The sequence below is a fragment of the Streptomyces sp. MS06 genome (genome assembly GCF_047200655.1).
In the GTDB taxonomy this organism is placed as follows: Bacteria; Actinomycetota; Actinomycetes; order Streptomycetales; family Streptomycetaceae; genus Streptomyces.
The window spans coordinates 14,770-38,176 of the sequence record NZ_JBJZOJ010000072.1; the positions used below are offsets into that span (position 1 = coordinate 14,770).

19 protein-coding genes, 2 tRNA genes and 1 pseudogene are annotated in these 23,407 nt (G+C 71.8%); 16 read left to right on the forward strand and 6 right to left on the reverse strand.

What is annotated here, in order from left to right:
• Window positions 1–28: 28 nt before the first annotated feature.
• Genes ACL02U_RS28610 through ACL02U_RS28620 form a run of 3 tightly spaced genes read right to left on the reverse strand, consistent with a single transcriptional unit; the run spans window position 29 to window position 6,315 of the window.
• Window positions 29–1,174 (reverse strand): glycosyltransferase family 4 protein, encoded by a 1,146-nt coding sequence (locus tag ACL02U_RS28610; RefSeq protein WP_412793875.1) that lies wholly within the window; start codon window positions 1,172–1,174, stop codon window positions 29–31.
• Entirely contained in the window at window positions 1,171–4,047 is a 2,877-nt protein-coding gene (locus ACL02U_RS28615; protein ID WP_412793876.1) for a CDP-glycerol glycerophosphotransferase family protein, read from the reverse strand. The genes ACL02U_RS28610 and ACL02U_RS28615 overlap by 4 nt, the downstream gene beginning before the upstream one ends.
• 18 nt (window positions 4,048–4,065) lie before the next feature.
• A complete protein-coding gene (locus ACL02U_RS28620; RefSeq protein ID WP_412793877.1) occupies window positions 4,066–6,315 on the reverse strand; it encodes a CDP-glycerol glycerophosphotransferase family protein in 2,250 nt (749 codons plus the stop codon).
• Window positions 6,316–6,627: 312 nt separating this feature from the next.
• Here ACL02U_RS28620 and galE point away from each other — a divergent pair, with 312 nt between their 5' ends.
• The 6 genes from galE to ACL02U_RS28650 all read left to right on the forward strand — a co-directional run bounded on the left by galE (window position 6,628) and on the right by ACL02U_RS28650 (window position 13,365).
• Window positions 6,628–7,599: a UDP-glucose 4-epimerase GalE gene (gene galE, locus ACL02U_RS28625; RefSeq protein WP_412793878.1), complete on the forward strand. Its 972-nt coding sequence runs from the start codon at window positions 6,628–6,630 to the stop codon at window positions 7,597–7,599.
• Between the two features lie 691 nt (window positions 7,600–8,290).
• Window positions 8,291–9,439 carry a glutamate 5-kinase gene (proB, locus tag ACL02U_RS28630; RefSeq protein WP_412793879.1) on the forward strand — a complete coding sequence of 383 codons (1,149 nt, stop codon included), beginning with the start codon at window positions 8,291–8,293 and terminating at the stop codon, window positions 9,437–9,439.
• Window positions 9,440–9,593: 154 nt separating this feature from the next.
• The gene (locus tag ACL02U_RS28635) at window positions 9,594–10,094 is read left to right on the forward strand and encodes a hypothetical protein (RefSeq protein ID WP_412793892.1); all 501 of its coding nucleotides are present in this window, start codon (window positions 9,594–9,596) and stop codon (window positions 10,092–10,094) included.
• 83 nt (window positions 10,095–10,177) lie between these two features.
• Window positions 10,178–11,464, forward strand: coding sequence for a glutamate-5-semialdehyde dehydrogenase (locus ACL02U_RS28640; RefSeq protein ID WP_412793880.1), 1,287 nt, complete (start codon window positions 10,178–10,180; stop codon window positions 11,462–11,464).
• Window positions 11,465–11,589: 125 nt separating this feature from the next.
• Window positions 11,590–12,180, forward strand: coding sequence for a hypothetical protein (locus ACL02U_RS28645; RefSeq protein ID WP_412793881.1), 591 nt, complete (start codon window positions 11,590–11,592; stop codon window positions 12,178–12,180).
• A 111-nt stretch (window positions 12,181–12,291) separates the two neighbouring features.
• Window positions 12,292–13,365, forward strand: a complete 1,074-nt coding sequence (locus ACL02U_RS28650) for a hypothetical protein (protein WP_412793882.1) — start codon at window positions 12,292–12,294, stop codon at window positions 13,363–13,365.
• A gap of 96 nt (window positions 13,366–13,461) precedes the next feature.
• On the opposite strand, the gene ACL02U_RS28655 is transcribed toward ACL02U_RS28650, so the two are convergent.
• On the reverse strand, window positions 13,462–14,685 hold the full coding sequence (locus tag ACL02U_RS28655) for a M48 family metallopeptidase (RefSeq protein WP_412793883.1): 1,224 nt from the start codon (window positions 14,683–14,685) through the stop codon (window positions 13,462–13,464).
• A 134-nt stretch (window positions 14,686–14,819) separates the two neighbouring features.
• On the opposite strand from ACL02U_RS28655, the gene ACL02U_RS28660 reads away from it, so the two are divergent.
• From ACL02U_RS28660 to ACL02U_RS28705, 10 genes are all read left to right on the forward strand, one after another.
• A complete protein-coding gene (locus ACL02U_RS28660) occupies window positions 14,820–14,981 on the forward strand; it encodes a hypothetical protein (RefSeq protein ID WP_412793884.1) in 162 nt (53 codons plus the stop codon).
• A 171-nt stretch (window positions 14,982–15,152) separates the two neighbouring features.
• Window positions 15,153–15,317 (forward strand): hypothetical protein, encoded by a 165-nt coding sequence (locus ACL02U_RS28665; RefSeq protein WP_412793885.1) that lies wholly within the window; start codon window positions 15,153–15,155, stop codon window positions 15,315–15,317.
• 82 nt (window positions 15,318–15,399) lie between these two features.
• Window positions 15,400–16,089, forward strand: coding sequence for a nicotinate-nucleotide adenylyltransferase (gene nadD, locus ACL02U_RS28670; protein WP_412793886.1), 690 nt, complete (start codon window positions 15,400–15,402; stop codon window positions 16,087–16,089).
• A gap of 16 nt (window positions 16,090–16,105) precedes the next feature.
• On the forward strand, window positions 16,106–18,028 hold the full coding sequence (locus tag ACL02U_RS28675; protein WP_412793887.1) for a LytR C-terminal domain-containing protein: 1,923 nt from the start codon (window positions 16,106–16,108) through the stop codon (window positions 18,026–18,028).
• A gap of 219 nt (window positions 18,029–18,247) precedes the next feature.
• Window positions 18,248–18,694 (forward strand): ribosome silencing factor, encoded by a 447-nt coding sequence (gene rsfS, locus ACL02U_RS28680; RefSeq protein WP_412793888.1) that lies wholly within the window; start codon window positions 18,248–18,250, stop codon window positions 18,692–18,694.
• Window positions 18,691–19,350 carry a histidine phosphatase family protein gene (locus tag ACL02U_RS28685; RefSeq protein WP_412793889.1) on the forward strand — a complete coding sequence of 220 codons (660 nt, stop codon included), beginning with the start codon at window positions 18,691–18,693 and terminating at the stop codon, window positions 19,348–19,350. Before rsfS ends, ACL02U_RS28685 begins: the two co-directional genes overlap by 4 nt.
• A 122-nt stretch (window positions 19,351–19,472) precedes the next feature.
• Window positions 19,473–19,545: transfer RNA gene (locus ACL02U_RS28690), tRNA-Ala, on the forward strand.
• Between the two features lie 516 nt (window positions 19,546–20,061).
• Window positions 20,062–20,295 carry a hypothetical protein gene (locus tag ACL02U_RS28695; protein WP_030779348.1) on the forward strand — a complete coding sequence of 78 codons (234 nt, stop codon included), beginning with the start codon at window positions 20,062–20,064 and terminating at the stop codon, window positions 20,293–20,295.
• A gap of 167 nt (window positions 20,296–20,462) precedes the next feature.
• Window positions 20,463–20,535, forward strand: a tRNA-Ala gene (locus tag ACL02U_RS28700).
• Window positions 20,536–20,740: 205 nt separating this feature from the next.
• On the forward strand, window positions 20,741–21,343 hold the full coding sequence (locus ACL02U_RS28705; RefSeq protein ID WP_412793890.1) for a DUF1349 domain-containing protein: 603 nt from the start codon (window positions 20,741–20,743) through the stop codon (window positions 21,341–21,343).
• A 200-nt stretch (window positions 21,344–21,543) separates the two neighbouring features.
• On the opposite strand, the gene ACL02U_RS28710 is transcribed toward ACL02U_RS28705, so the two are convergent.
• Entirely contained in the window at window positions 21,544–23,157 is a 1,614-nt protein-coding gene (locus ACL02U_RS28710) for an NADH-ubiquinone oxidoreductase-F iron-sulfur binding region domain-containing protein (RefSeq protein WP_412793891.1), read from the reverse strand.
• Window positions 23,154–23,407 (reverse strand): annotated as a pseudogene (locus tag ACL02U_RS28715) (cytochrome b/b6 domain-containing protein); the annotation flags it as partial. The pseudogene ACL02U_RS28715 and the gene ACL02U_RS28710, both read right to left, overlap by 4 nt.

Below are 23,407 nucleotides of genomic sequence, written 5' to 3' on the forward strand. Positions count from 1 at the left end.
ACGCCTCAAGCGCCCTCAGAGGGGCCGCTCAGCGCTCCAGGAACGCGAACAGTTCCTCCCAGCGATCCGTGATGGTCTCCGGGGAGAACCGCTGGACATTGTCCCGGGCCGTGTCGCCCATCCGATCGCGCAGCTCCGCGTCCTCCATCAACTGGCCCAGGTAGCGGCCCAGTTCGGAGATGCTGCCCGGCCGGGCCAGGAAACCGTCCTCCTCGTGCCGCACGATCTCGCGCACGCCCGGGGCGCAGTCGAAGGCGACGCACGGCACCGCGCAGGACATCGCCTCCAGCAGCGCCAGCGGGAAGCCCTCACCGCGCGAGGACTGGACGAAGACGGACGCCCCGTGCAACGCACCCATGACGTCGGCGGTCTGACCGGCCCACTCCACGGACCCGTCGAGCCCCGACTCCGTGCACTGCTGCTTCAGCCTGGCTTCGTCGGGGCCGGAACCGTAGATGCGCAGACGCCAGCCGGGGTGCCGGGGCACCACTTCGGCCCAGGTGTCGAGGAGCAGGTCGACGCCCTTCTCGTAGCCCAGGCGACCGATACTCGTGACGACCTTCTCGGTGCGCGGGGAGGGGGTGTTGGCGGTCAGCGGGATCGGGTTCGGCAGGAAGCCGATGTTGTTCAGCCCCCGCACCTTCCACAGGTCGGCGTCCTCCTGGGTCAGTACGAGGAGCCGGTCGACGTCCTTGTAGTACTGCTGGACGCGCTGGAAGCGCGAGGAGGTCCGGGAGGTCTCGTAGGCCTCGTGGCTCATGCCGATGACGCGGTGGCCCGCGGTGTCGGCGACGGCCACCCACTCCATCGCCCACACCTGCGTCACGATGATCATGGCGCCGGGGCGGGCCGCCCGGAAGACGCGGGACAGCCGCTCCGCGGCCTCGCGCATGCCCGCCTCGCGGCCGCTCTCCCTGCGCCGGGCGGCCAGGTTGACGCGGTCGGCCATGGTGCGGGCCCGCCAGCGGCCGGGCGGACGCTCGTCGTACAGGGTCAACGTCTCGAACGGCGGGTTCTCCCCCAGGTCCAGCGGGGTCTCGGTCGGGGCGATGCCGACGATGGTGACCCGGTGGCCGCGCTCGGCGAAGAGCCGTGCCATGAAGGTCTGCCAGCGGGCCACGCCACCGAGTTCGTTGACCTCGTTGGCAACGAAGATGATGTCGCGCTGTGTCATCGGGCCTCTCCCAGGGGGCCGAAGAAGCGGTCGACGATACGCGCGGCCGCGTCGCCGCGGTCGTACTCGCCGTACTGCGTCATGAACTCCTTGAGCCGCCCCGCGTGGTCGGATGCGAGGACATCGAGGTCGGACAGTACCTCGAAGAGGGCCTCGGTCGTCTTCGCGACGGGGCCGGGCGCCTGTTCCGACAGGTCGAAGTAGGTGCCCCGGCTGCTCTCCACGTAGTCGTCCCAGTCGTAGGTGTAGAAGACCATCGGCCGCTGGAGCAGAGAGTAGTCGAACATCACCGAGGAGTAGTCGGTGACCAGTACGTCGGACAGCAGCATCACCGGGGTGATGTCCGGTTCGGCGCTCACGTTGACGACGCGGCGGGCCACGGAGGGCGGGAGCGTGACGCTGTTGAGGTAGTGGGTGCGGATCAGCAGGGTGAACCGGTCGCCGAAGCGGTCCGCGAAGTCCTCGATGTCGAAGGGGAACTCGAACTTGCGTACCGACCCGTTGTCCTGCGAGCGGAACGTCGGGGCGTAGAGCACCACCGGCAGGTCCCGGCGCAGGCCGAGCCGCTGGGCCAGCTCCTCGGCCGCCGCAGGGCGCGAGTGGGACTCCCGTGCCTGCACCAGGGCGTCGTTGCGCGGGTAGCCCACGCGCAGCAGCTTCTCCTCCGGGATCCGGAAGGCCCGGGCGAGGGTCCGCTCGTCGTGCTCGCCGCGGACCACGAAGTGGTCGAAGCGGTCGATCGCCGCCTGGTACTCGCGCCGTTCGTGCTCCGTCATTATCCGGCCCTGGGGGGCGTCGAAGCCCATCCGCTTGAGCGCGGAGCCGTGCCAGGTCTGGATGTAGGTGGTTTCCGGGCGCTTCCTCAGCTTCAGCGGGAAGCCCTGGTTGTCGATCCAGAACTCGGCCTGCGCCAGCGCCCGGAAGTACTGCCACGACCAGCGGCGCACCAGCTCGACGTCCTTCGGGAACCCGGTCGGCTTGTCTCCGGCGTACGACCAGATCGCCTTGACCGGGGCGTTCCGGCGCCGCAGTTCCTCGTAGACGGCGCGGGGGCTGTCGCTGTACTGCTTGCCGAGGTGGCTCTCGAACACCACGGTGCCCTTGCGGACCGGCAGCAGCCGGATCATCCGGTGGTACGCGTCGACCTTGCGCGGGCCGGAGTTGAGGTCCTTGCGGACCGCGGCCGCCTTGCGCACCACCTTCTTCGCGGCCTGGGCCGGCGCACCGTGCATGTTGCTCTGCACGAGCGCGGAGGTGCGCTGGGCGAGCCGCCCGTGCTGGACGAGCCGGAACGCGAGATGGCCGTTGACGGAGGAGTGCGGCCGGATACGGTCGGCCATCACCCGGCCCAGGCGGGGGCGGATGCGGATCTCCCCGGCGCCCTCCAGGTCGGTCCGGCCGACGGTGAGCTTGCTGGTGGTGGTCTCGCCGTCCGCCGTGAGGTGCATGCGGACGTCCCACACGTCGTCGATGATGCCGACCGGACGCAGCCGCTGCGCCAGCGGGACGACGGTCTCCCAGGTGATGCTCTCTCCCTCGTGGCGGATCTGCCGTACGGGGAAGCGGAACGACTGCAGGCTCTTGCGCCGGGCCTGGAACTCCAGCTCCGCCGTCAGCCGGGCCTTCGGCGGGATCGCCCCGAGGGGGTTGACCACGGCGCCCGCGAGGATCATGCCGGACGGGTCCTCGGCGTACCGGGTCACCGCGTTGCGCAGGGCGAGTGCGTGCACCGGCTTGTCGTGGTACCCGAGGTCGGTGACGTCGAGGACCGTCCGGCCCAGCGGGTCGTCGAGGTGCTGCGCGCACCAGTAGACGCGGCCGTCCTTCTCCACCAGGGGGCTGGAGACCTTGTTCTTGTTGGTGAGGGTGTCGATCGCCGGCATCAGGTGATCCCAGTCCTCGTGCAGGAGGAGGTAGGCGCACAGCCGGTGGATCGGGGTGAGCTCCGCGTAGGCCTCTTCCGGGAAGTCCTGGATGTAGCCGCGGGCCATCTCGGCGAAGCGGTGCCGGTAGTCGTCGTCGAGGAAGGGCAGGTCGCGCAGGTACAGGACCAGGTCGTGCTTGAGGAACTTGCGGTCCTTGTGCAGCTTGAGCGCGTCGTGGCCCTCGGCGGCGAGGATGCCGTCGATCCGGCGGTGGATCTCGAGCCGGTCGGCGAAGTTGCGGATCTCGTTGCGCCGGTTGCTGATCGACTTCTCCTGCGCCTTCTCCACCACGTGCCAGTGGTAGACCGTGTTCGGGATCAGGGTGATCCTCGAGGCGGCCAGGTAGGCCTGCGCGGAGAACAGCAGGTCCTCGTAGTGGATACCGCGCGGGAAGACGAGGTCGTTCTCGAGCAGGAACTCGCGGCGGTAGCACTTGTTGGTCGACAGGGTGTCGAAGACCATCAGGTCGGGGATCTCCGCCACCGAGTCGAAGGTGCGGGTCTCCCGGTAGAGCCACTGGTACCACTTCTGGGTCTTGCCGGTACGGCTGTCGACGTGCACGCGGACGCACAGACCGGACACCAGGTCCGCGCCGGTGCGCTCGGCCGCCTCCAGCATGTTGCGGCAGGCGTTGGGCTCCAGCGTGTCGTCACTGTCCAGGAACATCACGTAGCGGCCGCGGGCCACGGCGACGCCCTGGTTGCGCGGCTCGCCGCAGCCGCCGCTGTTCTCCGGCAGCCGGATCGCGCGGACCCGGTCCGAGTCGGCGGCCAGCCGCTGCGCGACCGCGAAGGAGTCGTCTGTGGAGTGGTCGTCGGCGACGATGACCTCGACGTTGTGGAGCGTCTGGTCGAGGACCGACTGCACTGCCGTCGGAAGACGTCCGGCGTCGTTGTAGACGATGACGACGACGCTGATGTCAGGCGTACTGTCGTGTTGCTGGGACACTGCAGCGGCTACCTCTGTTCAAGGGGTGGTGGTCTGGTCGGGTGTGGCCCGGTGGGCCGGCCCGGGGGGCGGTGCGGGCGTCCGTTCCTCCAATGGCACGACCGGAGGCAGGTCTTCGGGACGCTCACCGAGGAAGACGCGCCGAACCACCCGTTCGGCTGCGTGCCCGTCGTCGAAATCACAGAAGCGCTTGCGGAACGCGCTGCGGCGCTCGGTCGCCTCGGCGCTGTCGAAGTCGCCGGACTGCAGCAGCTTGGTCAGCTCGGCCTGGGTGGTGGCCACCATGCCCGGGGCGTCCTCCATCAGGTCGAAGTAGGTGCCGCGGACCGCGGAGTAGATGTCCCAGTCCGGCGCGTGGATGACGATCGGCCGGTTCAGCACGGCGTAGTCGAACATCGCGGAGGAGTAGTCCGTGATCAGTGCGTCGGCGGCCAGGTAGAGGTCCTCGACCGGGTGGTGGCGCGAGACGTCGACGATGCGGCCGCTGCGCCGCAGGTCGTCCAGCCGCGGGGAGGAGCCGTAGAAGTAGTGGCCGCGCACCAGCAGTGTCACGTCCGGCCCGAGCGTCTCGGCCAGCCGGGCGAGGTCGAGGTTCGGCCGGAAGTCCGGCTGGTACTCGCGGTGGGTGGGCATGTACAGGAACGCACGGGTGCCGTCGGCCAGCCCCAGCGTCCCGCGCGCCCGGCGCACGTCGGCCGCGGTGCCGTTCACCAGGACGTCGTTGCGCGGGTAGCCGGTCTCCAGGCTGGTGTACGAGCACGGGTACACCCGCTCCCACACGGTGGTGGAGAAGCGGTTGGCGCTGATGCTGTAGTCCCAGCGGTCGCAGCGCCGCAGGAGCTTGTCGAAGTCCATGTCGGTGGACGCCGGGTACTTCTGCTGGTCCAGGCCCATCGTCTTCAGCGGCGTGCCGTGATGGGTCTGCACATGGATCTGCCCCGGGCGCTTGACCACGACGTCGGCGAAGTTGACGTTGTTGACGAGGTACTTGGCGCGGGCCATGGCCGACCAGTACTCGCGTGAGCCGACCCGGACGAAGTCGACGCCCGCCGGCACCTGGTCCACGGCGTCCGCGCGGACCGCCCACACGCGGCGCATCTGCGGTGCGAGGCGGGCCAGTTCGGCGTCGATGGCCGCCGGGTTGCAGGAGACCCCGCGGCCCCAGTAGGCGGAGAACACCGCGAGGTTCTCGTCCAGCGGCAGGCGCAGCTGGGACCGGTAGAGGGCGCCCATCGCGCCGCGCCTGGAGAGGTTGAGGGCTCTGCGGGTGCGCCGTTTGATCTTCAGGCGGAGCTTGACCGCGGTCATCGCGCCGGCCCACGTCGTGTACTGGTCCCGCTCCAGCAGGGAGTACTTGTGGCCGCGGTTGCCGGGCGGCTGCTCGAAACCGGCCGGCAACCGCTCGCGGTAGTCGGCGGAGGCGCGGTGGAAGAACTCCGCGCGGGCGCTGCCGGGCAGCCGGTCGGAGCGTTCCAGCACGGTCAGGTAGTGGCCCACCATCTTGCCGAACAGCGGCTTGCGCCACTCGTCGAGTTCCGGGTGGGAGTCGAGGAAGTCGAAGACCCGGCGGTACTGGTCGAAGATGTCGAAGTGCTTGCGGCTGACGGTCTTGAGGATGTTGCCGCCCTCCCTGCGCTGCCGGTAGAGCAGGCACACCCGGTCGAGCAGGGCGATGCTCTCGGCGGCGACCAGGGAGCAGTACGTCCACGGCGCGTCCTCGTAGTACCCCGGGGGGAAGGTGAGTCCGAGGCGCTCGACGAAGTCCCGGCGGTAGGCCTTGTTCCAGACGACCTGCAGCAGGTCGAGCAGTTCCGGCCGGTCCGCCAGCCGGAACGCGTCCGGGCCGTCCTCCTTCAGCAGTTCGGCCCGGTAGTTGCGGGCGATGCGTCCGTCCCAGTAGGAGCGGGCGTAGTCGAACACGAGGATCTCCGGGTCGCCGGTCGCGGCGAGGCGCTCGGCGATCGACTTCAGGGCTCCCTCGGACAGGGTGTCGTCGCTGTCGAGGAAGAGCACGTAGTCGCCGCGGGCCTGCTCCAGCCCCGCGTTCCGGGCCGGACCGAGGCCGACGTTCTCGGAGAGATGGATCACCCGGACCCGGGCGTCGCGCCGCGCGTAGTCGTCGAGGATGGCTCCGGAACCGTCGGGGGAGCAGTCGTCTACCGCGACGATCTCGAAGTCCGTGTATTCCTGGGCGAGAACGGAGTCGAGGCATTCGGAGAGGTAGCCCTGAACCTTGTAGGCAGGGACGATGAGAGAGAGCCTGGGCATCCTTGCAACCTGTTCCGACGGCTGACGACGGGGGAGACGGGCGGGACACCCGTCGGCGGCGCCGGTGTGCCGCAGTCTCAGCGTAAAGGATTCACGTGATGTTTCCGTGAGCGAGGTGGTGGGGTCCGGCGGCCACCGGCGCCGGAAACTCGGTGTTCAGGAGCGCCGCCGGCGACGGGCGCGCAAGGACCGCGGAACTCCCGGCCACGCCCTATTGGGGCTTTTATTCAATTTGACGCTGAATGCCCGATTCGATTTTCCTGTGTCCAGAGGCGAATCTCCTCTCATGACCCATGAACGAAAGGCGTGAGAATGAGCTGGCTGGTCACGGGCGGAGCCGGATACATCGGTGCACATGTGGTGCGCGCACTGAGGGAGGGCGGCCAGGACGTCGTCGTCTACGACGACCTCTCGACGGGCAGCGCCGACCGGGTGCCGGAAGGCGTGCCCCTGGTCGTCGGCAGCGTCCTCGACGCCGACCGGCTCGGCGGGGCCATGCGGGACCACGCCGTGACGGGTGTGGTGCACATCGCGGCGAAGAAGCAGGTGGGCGAGTCGGTGGAGCTGCCGCTCCACTACTACCGGGAGAACGTCACCGGCCTGCAGACGCTGCTGGAGGCCATGCGGGAGCACGCTGTCGACCGGCTCGTCTTCTCCTCCTCCGCCGCGGTCTACGGCATGCCGGACGTGCACCTGGTCACCGAGGAGACGCCGTGCGCGCCGATGAGCCCGTACGGCGAGACCAAGCTGATCGGTGAGTGGCTGATCGCGGCCGCCGCCCGGGCCCACGGGCTGCGGGCCGCCTCGCTGCGCTACTTCAACGTCGCCGGCGCGGCCGCGCCCGAACTGGCCGACACCGGTGTGTTCAACCTCGTGCCCATGGTCTTCGAGCGCCTGGAGGCCGGCGAGGCGCCGCGGATCTTCGGCGACGACTACGCCACCCCGGACGGCACCTGCATCCGCGACTACATCCACGTGCGGGACATCGCCTCCGCGCACCTCGCCGCCGCCGTGCGACTGGAGGAGGCCCCGGAGGGGACCGCCCTCACCCTCAACGTCGGTCGCGGAGAGGGAAGTTCGGTACGCGAGATGGTGGACCGCATCCTCAAGGTCACCGGCCGCTCCGAGGCCGCCCCGGTGGTGACGGACCGCAGGCCGGGCGACCCGGCGCGGGTCGTGGCCGCCGCCGACCGGATCCGCGAGGAACTCGGCTGGTCGGCCCGCCACGACCTGGACGACATGATCGAGTCGGCTTGGCAGGGGTGGCGGTACCGCCACCCCTGAGCCGTCGGCCGTGCGAGGGGCCGCGGAGCACCGGCCGCCGCGGCCCGCCGCCAGCGACGCATCGGAGCCGGCAGCGGTGCGGGTGTCGGTGCAGGCGTCGCAGCCGCTTCTCCCTCGGTGCACTCCCGGTCGACGGTCGACCCGTCTGCTGCCTGTGTCGGACGCCTGTGTCGGACGTCACGGTGGGTGGAACCCGGGTGCGGCGCCGGCGCCGATGCCGTGCGGCCGAGGACCCGGGCCCTGGACGGGCCGCGTTCGCCCGGGGAGGGCCGGACCCCGTCCCAGGGCGGTGCGGGGCGGAGACCTCGTCGACGGCGGGGCGGATCCCGTCGACGGCGGGGCGGATCCCGTCCACGGCGGGGCGGATCCCGTCCGGAGCCGGCCCAGAGCGGGCCCAGAGCGGGCCCACGGCGGGCCGTTTCCGGACGGCCCGGGACCTGGAAGGCCTCCCCGGCCTTGCTGCGGGGGGTGAGCCACGGGTCCCGGTCGGCCGTCACCCGTGCGGGCCTCCGAAGCGCCGGCGGCTTCTCGGAGGGCCGACCGGTTCCCCGTCCGGTGCGTCCTCCGGCGGTGCGCCCGGCTCCCGCCGCCCGGTCCGCCCTCCGAAACCGGAGCGCACTCCGCCCCGCCCTTCGCGTAGATTTCCGCCAGGGCGATCGCCCCAGTGACAGGTGAAGGGGAAGGACCGCAGGTGACAGCCGCAAGCCAGGACGACACGGCGATCAGGCGGCAGGTCGCCGAGGCCCACCGCATCGTCGTCAAGGTGGGCTCCTCCTCCCTGACCACCGCGGCCGGCGGACTCGACGCCGACCGCGTCGACGCCCTCGTCGACGTCCTCGCCAAGACCCGGAGCGGGGGCGAGAAGGAGATCGTGCTGGTCTCCTCCGGTGCGATCGCCGCCGGGCTCGCCCCGCTCGGCCTGCGCCGCCGGCCCGAGGACCTCGCCCGGCAGCAGGCCGCGGCCAGCGTCGGGCAGGGGCTGCTCGTCGCCCGCTACACCGCCTCCCTCGCCCGCTACCGCGTCCGGGTCGGGCAGGTACTGCTGACCAGCGACGACATGAGCCGCCGGGCACACCACCGGAACGCCTCGCGGACCCTGGACAAGCTCCTGGCGATGGGCGCGCTGCCGGTCGTCAACGAGAACGACACCGTCGCCACCGACGAGATCCGCTTCGGCGACAACGACCGGCTGGCCGCCCTCGTCGCCCACCTGGTCCGCGCCGACCTGCTGGTCCTGCTGTCCGACGTGGACGGCGTGTACGACGGCGACCCGAGCAGGCCGGGCACGTCCCGGATCGCCGAGGTGCGCGGGCCCGCCGATCTCGCCGGCGTGGAGATCGGCAGCGCCGGCCGGGCGGGCGTCGGCACCGGCGGCATGGCCACCAAGGTCGAGGCCGCGCGCATCGCCGCGGCCGCCGGCATCCCGGTCGTGCTGACCAGCGCCGTGCACGCCGCCGACGCCCTCGGCGGTCAGAACACCGGCACCTTCTTCCACCCCACCGGCAAGCGCTCCGCCGACCGCCTGCTGTGGTTGCAGCACGCCTCCACCCCGCAGGGCTCGCTCACCCTGGACGACGGCGCGGTCCGTGCGGTGGTGGAGCGCCGCAAGTCGCTGCTGCCGGCCGGGATCGCCGCCGTGGAGGGCGAGTTCACCGCCGGCGATCCCGTGGAGCTGCGGGACGCCGAGGGCCGCGCCGTGGCACGCGGACTCGTCAACTTCGACGCCAGGGAGATCCCCCGGCTGATCGGCCGTTCGACCCGCGAGCTGGCCCGCGACCTCGGCCCCGCTTACGAGCGCGAGGTCGTACACAGGGACGACCTGGTCCTCCTGCACCCGTAAACGGGGTCGAATTGCACCCGTGAACGGGTTCGGCCCGCGGCTCCTCCCGGGCGACGTTCCGCAAAACCGCCCCGCGGAGCCGTCCGGCCTGCTCAACTGTGGTGCGGGGACACAATCCGCACAAGCACGCGCGAAGGAGGCCGTCGTGGCCGTCGTGAGACGAGTGCGCCCCGGGGCGGCGGAGTCCCGCGGCGGAGGGAGCGGAGGCGCCCGGGGCACGACCGGCGGCGGCGCACGGGGTTCCCGCACCGGCGGCGAGGAGCGGACCCTGACCAGCGTCCGCGCCGGTGACCGGCACGAGGAGCCCGCGGACCAGCCGCGCCTGTGGCACGTCACCCTCAGCGCCTCGGGGCGCCGGGTCGCGCTCACCGAGGTGCGGCGCGGGCTGGAGCAGCTCGCCCACGACCACCCGTTCCTGCTCACCAGCAGATACGCCGACGACCATGCGGAGATCCGGTACTGGGAGGAGGCCCGCGACCTGCACGACGCCGCGGCGGTCGCGCTGCGGCTGTGGGGGGAGCACCGCCGCACCGCCGGGCTGCCGCCCTGGGAGATCGTCGGGCTGGAGGTCATCGACCGGGAGACCTACCACCAGCGCGTCGCCGAGGGATACGGTCCACCGCCCGCCGCCCGGGTCGGCGTCCACCCCTTCTGATCTGTCCCGGCAACGCCCCGCGAAGCGTCTCGGCGGGTGGGACGACTGCCGGACCGCCACTCGCGGCGCACTACTCTTCCAGCATGACCACGCTCTCGCCTTACGACTCGATGTCCCCGGTCACCCGGGCCGCCTACCGCGCCAAGGCCGCCGCGGCCGGCCTCGCCCCGCTGCCGCGGGCCGAGAAGGACGATGCGCTGCTCGCCGTCGCGGACGCCCTGGAGGTCCGCGCGAGCGAGATCGTCGAGGCCAACGCCCTGGACCTGGCCAAGGCCCGGGAGAACGGCATGAGCGACGGCATGATCGACCGGCTCACCCTGACCCCGGAGCGGGTCCGCGCCATCGCCTCCGACGTGCGGGACGTGGCCGGCCTGCCCGACCCGGTCGGCGAGGTGGTGCGCGGCTCCACCCTGCCCAACGGCATCGATCTGCGGCAGGTCCGCGTGCCGCTCGGCGTCGTCGGCATCATCTACGAGGGCCGCCCCAACGTCACGGTGGACGCAGCCGCCCTGTGCCTGAAGTCCGGCAACGCGGTCCTGCTGCGCGGCTCGTCCTCGGCGTACGCCTCGAACACGGCGCTGGTGCGGGTGGTGCGCGACGCCGTCGGCGGGGCGGGGCTGCCCGCCGACGCCGTCCAGCTGGTGCCGGGGGAGAGCCGGGACAGCGTGCGTGAGCTGATGCGGGCCCGCGGCCTGGTCGACGTGCTGATCCCGCGCGGCGGCGCCTCCCTGATCAACACCGTGGTCCAGGAGTCCACCGTCCCGGTCATCGAGACCGGCACCGGCAACTGCCACGTCTACGTCGACGCGCAGGCCGACCTCGACATGGCCGTCGACATCCTGATCAACTCCAAGGCGCAGCGGGTCGGCGTGTGCAACGCCGCGGAGACCCTGCTGGTGCACCAGGACATCGCGGCCGCGTTCCTGCCCCGCGCCCTGGAGGCCCTCGCCGGCGCCGGTGTCACCGTGCACGCGGACGAGCGGGTGCTGGCGTACGCCGAGGGCTCCCCGGCGACCGTGGTGGAGGCCACCCCGGAGGACTGGGAGACCGAGTACCTGTCGTACGACATCGCGGCGGCGGTGGTCGACTCCCTCGACAAGGCGGTCGAGCACATCCGGCTGTGGACCTCCGGCCACACCGAGGCCATCGTCACCACCTCGCAGCAGGCCGCCCGCCGGTTCACCCGGCTGGTCGACTCGACCACGGTCGCGGTCAACGCCTCCACCCGCTTCACCGACGGCGGGCAGTTCGGCTTCGGCGCCGAGATCGGCATCTCCACCCAGAAACTGCACGCCCGCGGGCCGATGGGCCTGCCGGAGCTGACCAGCACCAAGTACATCGTCACCGGCGACGGGCACGTGCGGCGCTGAGCCCGCACCGGTCCGGCATATGCGCCGGGCACGGGCCACCCTCGCGGCGGGGGCGGAAGGCGTCTCGGAAGGCGTCTCGGAAGGCGTCTCGGAAGCCGGACTAATTTCCGTACCGTCTGCCCAAAATGACCCCCCAGGTCTACTCTGGACATGTGCCGGAGGACGTGGGGGGCACGCCGTTCCCGGACGGCTGGGAGCCCGACGACGACCACGACCGCGGGGTGTCGGACGAAGAGTTCGCCTCCGTGGTCTTCGACGAGGCCTTCGTGCAGGCGGCCACGGTCCACGAGCCGACCGCCGTCGAACGCCTCCTGGCCGCCGCGCAGGCGAGAGCGGAGGCGTCCGAGGCCGAGGCCCGCCGGGCCCGCGGCAGACGCTACGGCGGATATCGCACCGACGACCACCTCGTCGGCCCCGAAGTCGGCTACGACGACCCGGACGACGCCGGTTTCGGTCACGGCGCCCTCGGCGGCTACGCCGGACCGGCGCGCTGGCACCGCCCGGTCGCCTGGCTGCTCGCCCTGGTCATGGGCGTCGGCATGGTGGCGCTGGCCTTCAGCGCGGTCTACCGGGGCGCGTCGTCCTCCGGCGAACGCGACCAGTCGCCGCCGCCCGCCTCCACCAGCCCCGGGCAGGGAGGCGCCGTACCCGTGCCGTCCTCGGACCCCGTCGACCGGACCGGGCCGCCCGTCCCGGCGGGCCCGCCCACGCCCTGAGCGGACCGCCGGACCCGCCCGGTCGGCACCCCCGCCCGTGGGTGAGAACATGTCAGAACTTGTCGTGCGCCGGGGCGTTTACCGGACCGCTCGGCGACCTACCCTGAATGTATGGGCGGGCCTGGAGAGCCACCTGAGGGGACACCCGAAGGCGCCCCCGGTGGTGCGGAGGACGAGTACCGATCCGTCGTCTTCGACGAGTCGTTCGTCCGCGCTGCCCGCCTGCAGGAGTACTCCGCGCAGGAGCGCATGGTCGAGCACGCCCCCGCCGTGCGCCGCCGCCCCTCGCTGGGACGCGGCCTCTCCCGGCAGGCGCTCGCCCTGGTCCTGCTGATCGCCGTCGCCTTCGGCACCGCCATCTACATGGGGGTACGGCACCCCTATCAGAGCACCGCAGGCCTCCGTCCCACCGTGCAGCCGCTCCGCATGAGCGTCGTCCCGCTCGCCCCCGAGGGCAAGGTGCCCGGCGGGGCCGATGCCGAGGACCTGTACGCGCACAGCCCCGCCGCCGGCTTCCGCATCGGCGCCGAGGGCGTCCCGCTGCCGGCCGTGCGGCGCACCGAGCACTTCGCCGAGAGCCAGGTGGTGGCGGCGCTGACCATCGCGAAGGAGTACATCGTGCACTCCTCGCTCTACCCGGAGGTGCTCACCGGCAGCCAGGTCCGCCCGGTCCGCGTCCTGCTCGACTCCGACCAGCTCGACCAGTTCGACGAGAGCTTCCGCCACCCGGCGGCCGACGGACGGCACGCGCCCACCGGATGGCTGGTCCGCTTCGATCCCGCCCAATCCGAACTCGCCGACCGCAGTATCCGCGTCCAGGGCACGCTGCGCGCCGCCGAGGTGGACTCCGGGACCCTCGAGGTGACCGCCGACCACACCTTCGTCTACGCCCTGCGCCCCGCCGGGTCCACCGCCGGCGCGCGGGTCTCGCTGTTCACCGTCCGCCGCGAGCTGCACTTCCGCTTCGACAGCGAGGACCTGCGCCTGCACCAGACCCAGCTGGTCGCCTCCGACGTCCAGGCCGGGCCGCTGTCCTGCTCCACGGACTCCGCCGACCACCTGCACCCGCTGCTCGCCGGGCAGGCCGCCCGGCGCGGCGCACCGGCGGGCACGGACCCCTACGCCACCGGCGGCGCGACGGCCGTCTGCGGCTCTCTGGCGGCGAGTGCGCAGCCGAAGGTGTGAGCCTGGGGGGAGCGGGCCGCTCCACAGCCCCGCACCGGCCGTCGGCCCGGGACCGGGTCTTCGCCCCCGCCGGTGCTTGTCCGCCCCGACCGAGGGTCAGTCTCCGTCCTTCGGCCCCCCGTCCTTCGACGGGCCGTCCTTCGGCCCCCCGTCCTTCGGCCGCCGGTCCGCCCCCGGCCGGTCCCCAGACCCGGAACCGGACCCGGAACCAGACCCGGAACCAGACCCGGAACCAGACCCGGAACCGGAACCGGATCCGCCGGACGACGACCCGCCCGTGCCGGCGAAGCCGCTGAAGCCGCGCCGCACCCGGCCGCCGAGGTCGCCTGCCCCGCCCGCGAGATCGGTGACCAGCTTCATCAGCGGGTCCTTGGAGGTCTTCACCTGGTCGGCGTAGTGCGCCGCCGACTGGCGGAACGAGTCCGAGACCGAGGTGTCCTGGTCCTCGTCGCGCCGCGGGTAGTGGCCGTCCATGATCCGCTGGTGGTCGCGGGACTCGGCCCACCTCTTCAGCTCCGCCGCCCGCACGGTGGTGAACGGGTGTGAGCGGGGCAGCACATTGAGGATCTTCAGCACCGAGTCCCGCAGGTCACCGCCCGACTCGTACTCCTCGGCCTGCTCCAGGAACGCGTCCACGTTCATCTCGTGCAGGTGGTTCCCGCCGGCGATCTTCATCAGACCGCGCATGGAGGCGCGCAGGTCCTGCCCCACCAGCAGGCCCGCCCGGTCGGCCGACAGCTCCGACTTGCGGAACCACTCCCGCAGCCCGGTGACGATCGCCATGACGGCCAGGTTCCCCAGCGGGATCCACGCCACCCGCACGGCCAGGCTGGTCAGGAAGAGCAGGAGCGTCCGGTACACCGCGTGCCCGGACAGGGCGTGGCCCACCTCGTGGCCGACGACCGCCCGCATCTCCTCCTCGTCCAGCAGTTCCACCAGTCCGGTGGTGACGACGATGATCGGCTCGTCCAGGCCGATGCACATCGCGTTCGGCCGGGGATCCTGGGCGACGTACATCGGGGGGACCTTCTCCAGGTCCAGGATGTAGCAGGCGTCCCGCAGCATCACGTGCAGGTGCGCGAACTGCCGTTCGGAGACCCGGACCGAGTCGGACAGGAACAGCAGTCGCAGGCTGCGCTCCGGCAGCAGCCCGCTCAGCGCCTTGAGGACCGTGTCGAACCCGCTCAGCTTGCGCAGCGCAACCAGGGCGGAGCGGTCGGCCGGATGCTCGTAGGCGCGCGAGGAGACCCCGGGGAACCGCCTGCGCCGCCTGCTCGGCGCGTGCTCGTGCCCGTCCTGCCGGTGGCCGTCGTCGGACATGTCGTCTCCCCCATGCGTCTGCAGTCCCTGCGGACCCCGCCGACCCGCGGCAGGGTCCCTGGCCGCCCCCGAAGCAGGGTCCAGCCTAGGCGGCGTTACCGTGGACGGGCACTACAGCGAAGGAGTCCCGCGCCATGGAGCACACCCCCGCAGCCGTCTGGCTCACCGAGGCGGCCAGTGCCGCACAGCACCAGGGCGGAGGGATTCTCCTCCGGGTCGTGCTGGTCGTGATGGTGGTCGGCTGCGCCCTGGCCGGGTGGTTCCTGCTGAGGGGCTACAGCCGGAAGGACGACTGAGCCGCCGGGAAGGTTCCCGCGGCTCCGCACCGGCCGGAACCCGCCCGGCCGAGCACGGCCGGGGACGCCCCGGCGGCCCCGACGGCGGAGTCGGCGTGATCGCCGACCGGGCCCCCGCTTACCATGAGCCGACATCTTCATGCCGCCCACACCGGATAGGTCCTGCCGACGATGAGCTTCCACAGTGCCGCAACCCAGTTGATCACTCTCGCCGCAGAGGGCGAGCAGCACGGCGGCAACCACCAGAGCCTCAGCCCCTTCATCACCGGCGGCGGCGCACTCTGCGCCCTGCTGCTCCTGCTGTGGATCACCACCCGCTTCAACCGCGACCGCTGAGGCCGGTCCTGCGCCCCGCCCCGGCCGGTGCCGGGGAACTGGCGTCCGGTTTCCCCGGGCCGGGCCGGTAGGGTCTGCACGCATGGGAGAGCAGGACATGCCTACCGGTCCGGCGAACGGCACCGGCGAGTCGGCGACCGGACGGTTGCCCGGCCCGGTACCCGACCCCGTTCCGGCCCGCCCGGGCAAGCGCCGCCTCGGCGTCATGGGCGGCACCTTCGACCCGATCCACCACGGGCACCTGGTGGCGGCCAGTGAGGTCGCCGCGCAGTTCCACCTGGACGAGGTCGTGTTCGTGCCGACCGGCGAGCCCTGGCAGAAGAGCCACCGCACGGTCTCCCCGGCCGAGGACCGCTACCTGATGACGGTCATCGCCACCGCGGAGAACCCGCAGTTCTCGGTGAGCCGCATCGACCTGGACCGCGGTGGCCCCACCTACACCGTGGACACCCTGCGCGACCTGCGCGTGCTCAACCCCGACACCGACCTGTTCTTCATCACCGGCGCCGACGCCCTCGCCCAGATCCTCACCTGGCGGGACACGCCGGAGCTGTTCTCCCTCGCGCACTTCATCGGGGCGACCCGCCCGGGGCACCGGCTGGACGACCCCGGACTCCCGGAGGGCGGCGTCTCCCTGGTCGAGGTCCCCGCGCTCGCCATCTCCTCCACGGACTGCCGGGCGAGAGTCGCCAAGGGCGACCCCATCTGGTATCTGGTGCCGGACGGAGTCGTGCGCTACATCGCCAAACGCGAGCTGTACCGCGGCGTATGAGCCGAGAGGGGCACCGGTGAACGACCGACACGACGCTCGCTACGGCGGCGGCGACGCGGGCCACGGCGGCGACCAGTACGAACTCGTCGGCTACGACGAGTACGGGCAGCCGGTCTACCGGCAGCTCCCGCCGGCGGCGCCGCGGCCCGGGCAGCAGCAGGCCTACGACCCCTACGCGCAGCAGGGCTACGGCTACGATCCGTACCCGACCGGTCCGCAGCAGCCGGTGCCGCCGTACGGCTCCCCGAACCCCTCCGGCCCGCGCGACGCGTCCGGCCCGTACGGCCCCTACGACGGCTCCCCGGGCTCTCCCGGCCCCTACGACGACTCCCCGGGCTCTACCGGCTCCTACGGCACCGGAGCGCAGCAGTCCGGCTCCTACAGCACCGGAACGCAGCAGCCCGGCTCCTACGGTGCCGGGGCGCAGCAGTCCAACTCCTACGGCGCCGGAGCGCAGCCGAACGGCTACGACCCCTACGACCCGTACGGCACGTCCCCGCAGGCACCGGCCGGATACGACCCTTACGGCCCCTCGCAGGCCGGCGTGCCGCAGGCCGGCGTACCGCAGCCCCGCGTCGCCGAGCAGACCGCCCACATCCCGCAGCAGCCCGGCCCCGGCGGCGAGGCCGCGGCGGAGGAGGCGGCCGGCCGGCCGGACGAACCGGAGTACCACACCGGGCAGTTCGCCTTCGTCGAGGAGCCCGACGGGGACTCCGAGGACGTCATCGACTGGCTGAAGTTCACAGAGAACCGCACCGAGCGCCGCGAGGAGGCCCGACGCCGAGCCCGCAGCCGGCTCGTCGCCATCCTCGTCGTCCTGGCCCTGGTCGCCGTCGGCGGCGTCGGCTACCTCTGGTACGCCGGGAAACTGCCGGGACTGTCCGCGTCCCCTGCCGAGCCCGGCCGCACCACCGCCGCCGGCGCCCAGAAGCGCGACGTGATCGTCGTCCACCTGCACGACACCGGCCACGGCGGCACCGCCACCGCGCTCCTCGTCGACAACAGCACCACCCGGCGGGGCACCACCGTCCTGCTACCCAACTCGCTCGCCCTGACCAGTGACGACGGCACCACCACGACCCTGGCGAAGTCCGTCGCGGCGGACGGTTCCTCCGGCACCCGCGAGGCTCTCAACGCCGTTCTCGGCACCGACATCCAGGGCACCTGGCGCCTCGACACCCCCTACCTGCGCAACCTCGTCGACCTGGTCGGCAACATCGAGGTCGACACCGACACCGACGTCCCCGACCCGGCGGCCGGGAAGAAGGGCGGACCGCCCCTCGTCCGCAAGGGCTCCGGCCAGACGCTCGGCGGCAAGGCCGCCGTCGCCTACGCCACCTACCGGGCCCCCGGGGAGTCGCAGAACGCCCAGCTGGAGCGGTTCGGCAAGGTCATGCAGGGCATGCTGCGCAAGATCTCGTCGGATGCGCAGGCGGCCACGCTCACCGTGCAGACGCTGGCGCAGATCCTCGATCCGTCGCTGACCGACAAGGACCTCGGCACCTTTCTCGCCAAGCTCTCCGACCTGGCCAAGGGCGGCGACTACGACACCGCCCTGCTGCCCGTCCAGGACGACGGGACCCTGAACGCGAAGGCCGACGAGAGCGTGGTCAAGGACGTGCTCGGCGGCACCGCGAAGAGCCCGGACCGGGACGGTGCCGTGCGGGTCTCGGTGCGCAACGCCAGCGGGGACGGCGACGCCACCGAGAGGTCCCGCGTCGCGCTGCTCAACGGCGGTTTCACGTTCCTGGAGGCAGGTACCGCCTCCACCCGGTCGAAGTCCCAGGTCACCTACGCCGATGCCGCCGGCAAGGAGAAGGCCGTCCAGGTCGCGAAGACCCTGGGCCTGCCGGCCGGCGCCGTCACCCAGGGCAAGGTGGCGGGCGGTGCCGATGTCGCGGTGGTCCTCGGCCGGGACTACCGGCCCGCGACCCGGTGACGCCCACCGGTGACGCCCACCCGGCGATGTCCCCGGACACCTGACGCCGGCCGCGGACGCCCGCCCGTCGGCCTCGCGCGCCCGCGACCGGCGGCCCGGGACCTCCGCGGAGGAGGGCGGGCCGGGGACGGCCCGGGTGATCCCGCTCTCGGCATGGCGGGCACCGGGGCGGGTCGTGAGACCCTGGTGGGCAAGTGACCACCGACGGAAAGCCATGCAGTGACCGCAACCGACCGTTCCCTCCAACTCGTCGGCGCCGCCGCCCAGGCCGCCGCCGACAAGCTCGCGCACGACATCATCGCCTACGACGTCAGCGATGTGCTGTCGATCACGGACGCCTTCCTGCTGGCCTCCGCGCCCAACGACCGCCAGGTCAAGTCGATCGTCGACGAGATCGAGGAGCGGCTCCAGAAGGAGCTCGGCGCCAAGCCGGTACGGCGCGAGGGCGACCGCGAGGCCCGCTGGGTCCTGCTCGACTACGTCGACATCGTCGTCCACGTCCAGCACAGCGAGGAGCGTGTCTTCTACGCCCTGGAGCGGCTGTGGAAGGACTGCCCCGAGATCGAGCTGCCCGAGGACGCCAAGGCGACCCGCGGGAAGGCCGAGGAGCACGCCAAGCTGCAGGCCGCCGAGGAGTCGGCGCAGCCGGGTGGTGAGTGGCGGTGAGCGCCGCCGCCGGCAGGACCGGTCGCGGCCGCCGCATCATCCTGTGGCGGCACGGCCAGACCTCGTGGAACGTGCAGCGCCGCTTCCAGGGCAGTACGGACGTCGAACTCACCGAGGCCGGCGTCGCCCAGGCCCGCCGGGCGGCCCGGCTGCTCGCCTCGCTGCGGCCCGACGCGATCATCGCCTCCGACCTCCGGCGCGCGGTGCGCACCGCCGCCGAACTCGCCGCGCTCACCGGTCTGGACGTCGGCCACGACGATGCTCTGCGGGAGACGTTCGCGGGAGTGTGGCAGGGCCTGACGCACGAGGAGATCATCGCGCGCCACGGCGACGAGTACGCGGCCTGGAAGCGCGGCGAGCCGGTGCGCCGCGGAGGCGGCGAACTGGAGACCGAGGTCGCCGACCGCGCCGCCCCCGTGGTGCTGCGGCACGCGGAGAAGCTGCCCGACGACGGGACGCTCGTCGTCGTCAGCCACGGTGGCACCATCCGCACCACCATCGGCCGTCTGATCGGTCTGGAGGCCCGGCACTGGGAGAGCCTGGGCGGCCTCTCCAACTGCTGCTGGTCCGTCCTGGGCCAGGGCGCCCGCGGCTGGCGCCTGCTCGAGCACAACGCCGGCACCCTGCCGGAGCCCGTGCTCGGCGACGACGACTGACGGCCCGCCGGGGTGGGCCCCGGGACCCGGATTTCACTTTCCGGCAGGTCGCAGGCTAAAGTTCTTCTTGTTCGCCCCGCCGAGCGGGAAAGAACACCATGCGGCCCGGCCGCGTGGGGCAAGGGGCTATAGCTCAGTTGGTAGAGCGCCTGCATGGCATGCAGGAGGTCAGGAGTTCAATTCTCCTTAGCTCCACTCGTCGAACTCCGCGGAGTCGTCGAAGAGTGCGAAAGGAATCCCGTCCCCTCTGGGGGGCGGGATTTCTTGTTCGGCTTCAGACTCGGCGGTCCATCGCCTCCGGTCGCCCACCTCGGCGATGTTCGGCAGGCTCGTCCCCGAGCGGCTTGAGTCACCCGGGCCTGAGCGGCGTATACCTCTGCGCAAGCGCTTCTCACCTGCGCGCTCGTGCTCGCCGCGATCGTCGCGGCGGGCGCTGTGTCCGGACCGGTACCGAGGCGTCGCTGACCGTGTTGCTCCGGCCGTGGCAGAATCAGACGGCCGGAAGGGGGCGCGGCCCGACGGGAGGGAGTGGTGATGCCTGCGAGCATCCTCGAAGGGGGCGGTCACCTCTTCGGAGGACGCCGGTCGCGGAGAACGGCGACCCGCCTCAGCTGCCCTTCCTGCGGTTCCGCAGATGTCGCCCAGATGCTCGGCGACAACGGCGGCATCTCTTACGTGTGCACGGCCTGCGGCCACAGCTGGAGCTGATCGATGGGTGCACACAGGCGGAAGTGCGACTGGTGCGGCGGTGGCACGCCCATCGTCCGCGACATGGAACCGGTCAACCCGGACTACCAGTACTGGTGCGAGGAGTGCGCGCGGGCGCTGATCATAAAGGGCGACCCGATCGAGACCTACCGCGAACTGGAGGGCGAGCCGATCTACGGCCGGCTCCTGGAGGAGCACTGCACCCTCAAGCGTTTCTACTCCTTCGTCACGGCCTGAGCCGACCGCCCTCAGTCCGGCGAAACGCCCATATCGGTGCAGCGGGAAACCGATTTGGTGCGGGCCCCGGTGGACCGTGTAATGTTGGCTTCGCCGCCGGGGGGACCCGGTAGGGCGGAGCCACACGGAACCGGCCGGAACCGCGCGGAGCCGCCTCAGAGCAGCAAGGGGCTATAGCTCAGTTGGTAGAGCGCCTGCATGGCATGCAGGAGGTCAGGAGTTCAATTCTCCTTAGCTCCACAGTGGGACTGTTCCCGAGTGATCTCGGTTCGGTTCACAGGATCCCGTCCGATGAGGTTGATCGGACGGGATCTTCGGGTTTTCGGGGCTTGCCCGGACCGAGGCCGGAGCCGGGGAGCGGTTCCGCGGGTCTCGGAGGTGCCGTCCGGGCGGTGGCCGATGCCGTGGACGGCTCTCTTCTGACCACCCGGCGCGAGGACAACACATGGAACAGCAGCACGAGCTGGACTGGAACGACGCCACCTGGCTCAACCCGCCCCTCACCACCGCCGTCGACGGTACGGATCTGCTCGTCACCACCCGCGAGCACACCGACTTCTGGCGAACCACCAGCTACGGATTCGTCCACGATGACGGCCACGCACTGCTCACGACGCTCCCCGCCGGTACCGCAGCGGAAGTGACGTTCCTGGCCCGCTTCGACACCCTGTACGACCAGGCAGGCCTCATGGTCCGCGTCGACGAGCACACCTGGATCAAGGCCGGTGTGGAGATGACCGACGGCCTCCCGCACCTCGGTGCCGTCGTCACCCGCAACCAGTCCGACTGGTCCCTGACCCCGGTCCCTGACTGGGACAACCGCCTGGTCACCATCAGGGCCAGCCGCGCGGGCGACGCGATCACCATCCGCGCCCGAACCGAGGAGACCCCCTGGCGCATGGTTCGCCTGGCGCCGCTCCCGCCAGGCGCGACCGCCACGGCGGGCCCGTTCTGCTGCTCTCCCCAGCGAGCCGGACTCCAAGTCCGCTTCACCCGCTTTGCTCTGGGACCCGCGGACAAGGCTCTCCACGAAGACCCCACCGGCTGACCGGACGGGCATTCCACTCCAAGGAGCCCGTCCAGCGGGTCAATGCGAACTCACCTGCATGGGACCAGCCCTGCTCGTGCGGGGGGCCGACCGCACGCCCGTCCGCAGACCTCCAGCACCGGTCGCGGTTGCTCGTGAAACGTCCACAGCACGGCGAACGAGGAGGCGGGTCATCCGGAAGGACGGCCCGCCTACCGGGTTCAGCGACCCAGGGCGCGCCGGCCGCGGCCCTGGGAGAGCACCGGCAGGTTGTTGCGCGACTCACCCTGCGCGCGCGTGTCCTCCTCGATGCGCAGCGCCAGGGCCGGGCAGCGTCGCACCGCGCGCACCGCCTTCGCCTCGGCGTACCGCGGCACCTGCGCCTGCGCGACCGTGGGGAAGCCGTCCGCGCCAAGCTGGAAGACCTCCGGCAGGATGTCCGCGCAGAGGCCGTGCCCCCGGCACAGGGTCCAGTCGACGTAGATCTTCTGACGGCTCGGTCCGCTCTCCTCGTCGGTTCCACCGCCCGGGATGCCCGTGGGGGTCCTGCCGCCCTCGAAGAGCGGCAGCACTCCGGCCACCGGCCGTCCGCAGCCGTTGCCCAGAACGTGCGCGGCCAGGTCGTCGGTGAACGCCTTGACGGTCGATTCCAGGAACATGGCCGAGCCGTCCGGATGGGAGCAGGCGCCGCGCCGCTTGACGTTCCTGGCGACCTGCTTCAGCGCCTCCAGGGCTGCCGGGCCGCCCCCGGCCAGGATGTCCTCCATGCCGCGCGCGGCGGCCGGCAGCCCCAGGTAGCAGGGACCGCACTGGCCCGCGCTCTCCTCCGCCAGCCACTGCGCCACCCGCAGCGACTCGCCCAGCGGGCAGGTCTCCTGGCTGATCGGCAGGATGGCGCCGGCGCCGAGCGAACCGCCCACCGCGTCGAGGGAGTTGCGGGAGACGATCGCCTCGTCGACCGTCGCCGCGTCGATCCACTTGCCGTGGTATCCGCCGGTCAGCACCCCCTGCGGCACCGGCGGGGCGCCGGCCAGCTGCAGCACGTAGCGCAACGGCACCCCGGTGGGCACTTCGAGGACCATCGGGCGCGCGACCGCTCCGGAGACCGTGAGCATCACGGTGCCCGGCTCGTCGTACAGGCCGGTGTTGCCGTAACGCTCCGGGCCTATGCGGGCCGCGATAGCCAGCTGGGCGAAGGTCTCGGCGTTGGACAGCAGCGTCGGCGCTCCGCCGACACCGCTCTGCGAGGCACTGATCTTGCGGCCCGGCGGGACGGCCGGACCGCCGTCGATCGAGCGGATCAGCGAGGCGGCCGCACCGGTGACCATCCGCACCGGGTTGCGCTGGACCCGTGCGCGCAGCGCCGACCGGCGGCCGTTGCTCAGCCCCCGTTCGGACAGGGCGGCCTCCATGGAGCGCTGTGTGGACTCCCGGGTGACCCCCACCACGAGCGTGCGGGCACCGAGCGCCTCGGCGCACAGCAGGGCGCCGTCCAGGATGAGGTGCGGAGCCCGGTTGACGAGCACCGTGTCCTTGCGGCAGGCGGGCTCGTCCTCGCTGCCGTTGACGACGACGACCGGGCGCACACCGCGCCGGATCGCCGACTCCGCGACCGACCGAAGCTTCTTGTGGAACGGGAACCCGGCTCCACCGCGGCCCCTGAGGTTGACCCGCTCGGCGAGCTGGGCGAGCTGCTCGCCGCCCAGCGGGTCGAGCGGACCGTGCACCTTCAGGTGCATGGGCAGGTCCAGTCGTTCGACAAGGTCGAAACCCGACGTCAGTTGCGGAAGGCCGACCACGCGGACTTCGGGGACGTCGGGCAGGGCCTCGTTCACCTGTGGCCTCCGGAGGGCGTGTTCCAGGGTTCGCCCGGACCCGGGGCGTCGAAGGGCGCCCCGGTGAACGGTTCTGTGGCGGGACCGCTTTGGTACGTGGGGTCGTTCAAGGAATACGTGCCGAAGTGGCCGTTCGTCTCACCTGTGTCGTACAAGTCACGTCCGCCGTACGCGTCGGCGCCCGGGTTGTCGTAGACCGGCACTGTTTGTCCGGTGCTCGTGAGCGGGTCGTAGGTGGGGGTGGTGTGTC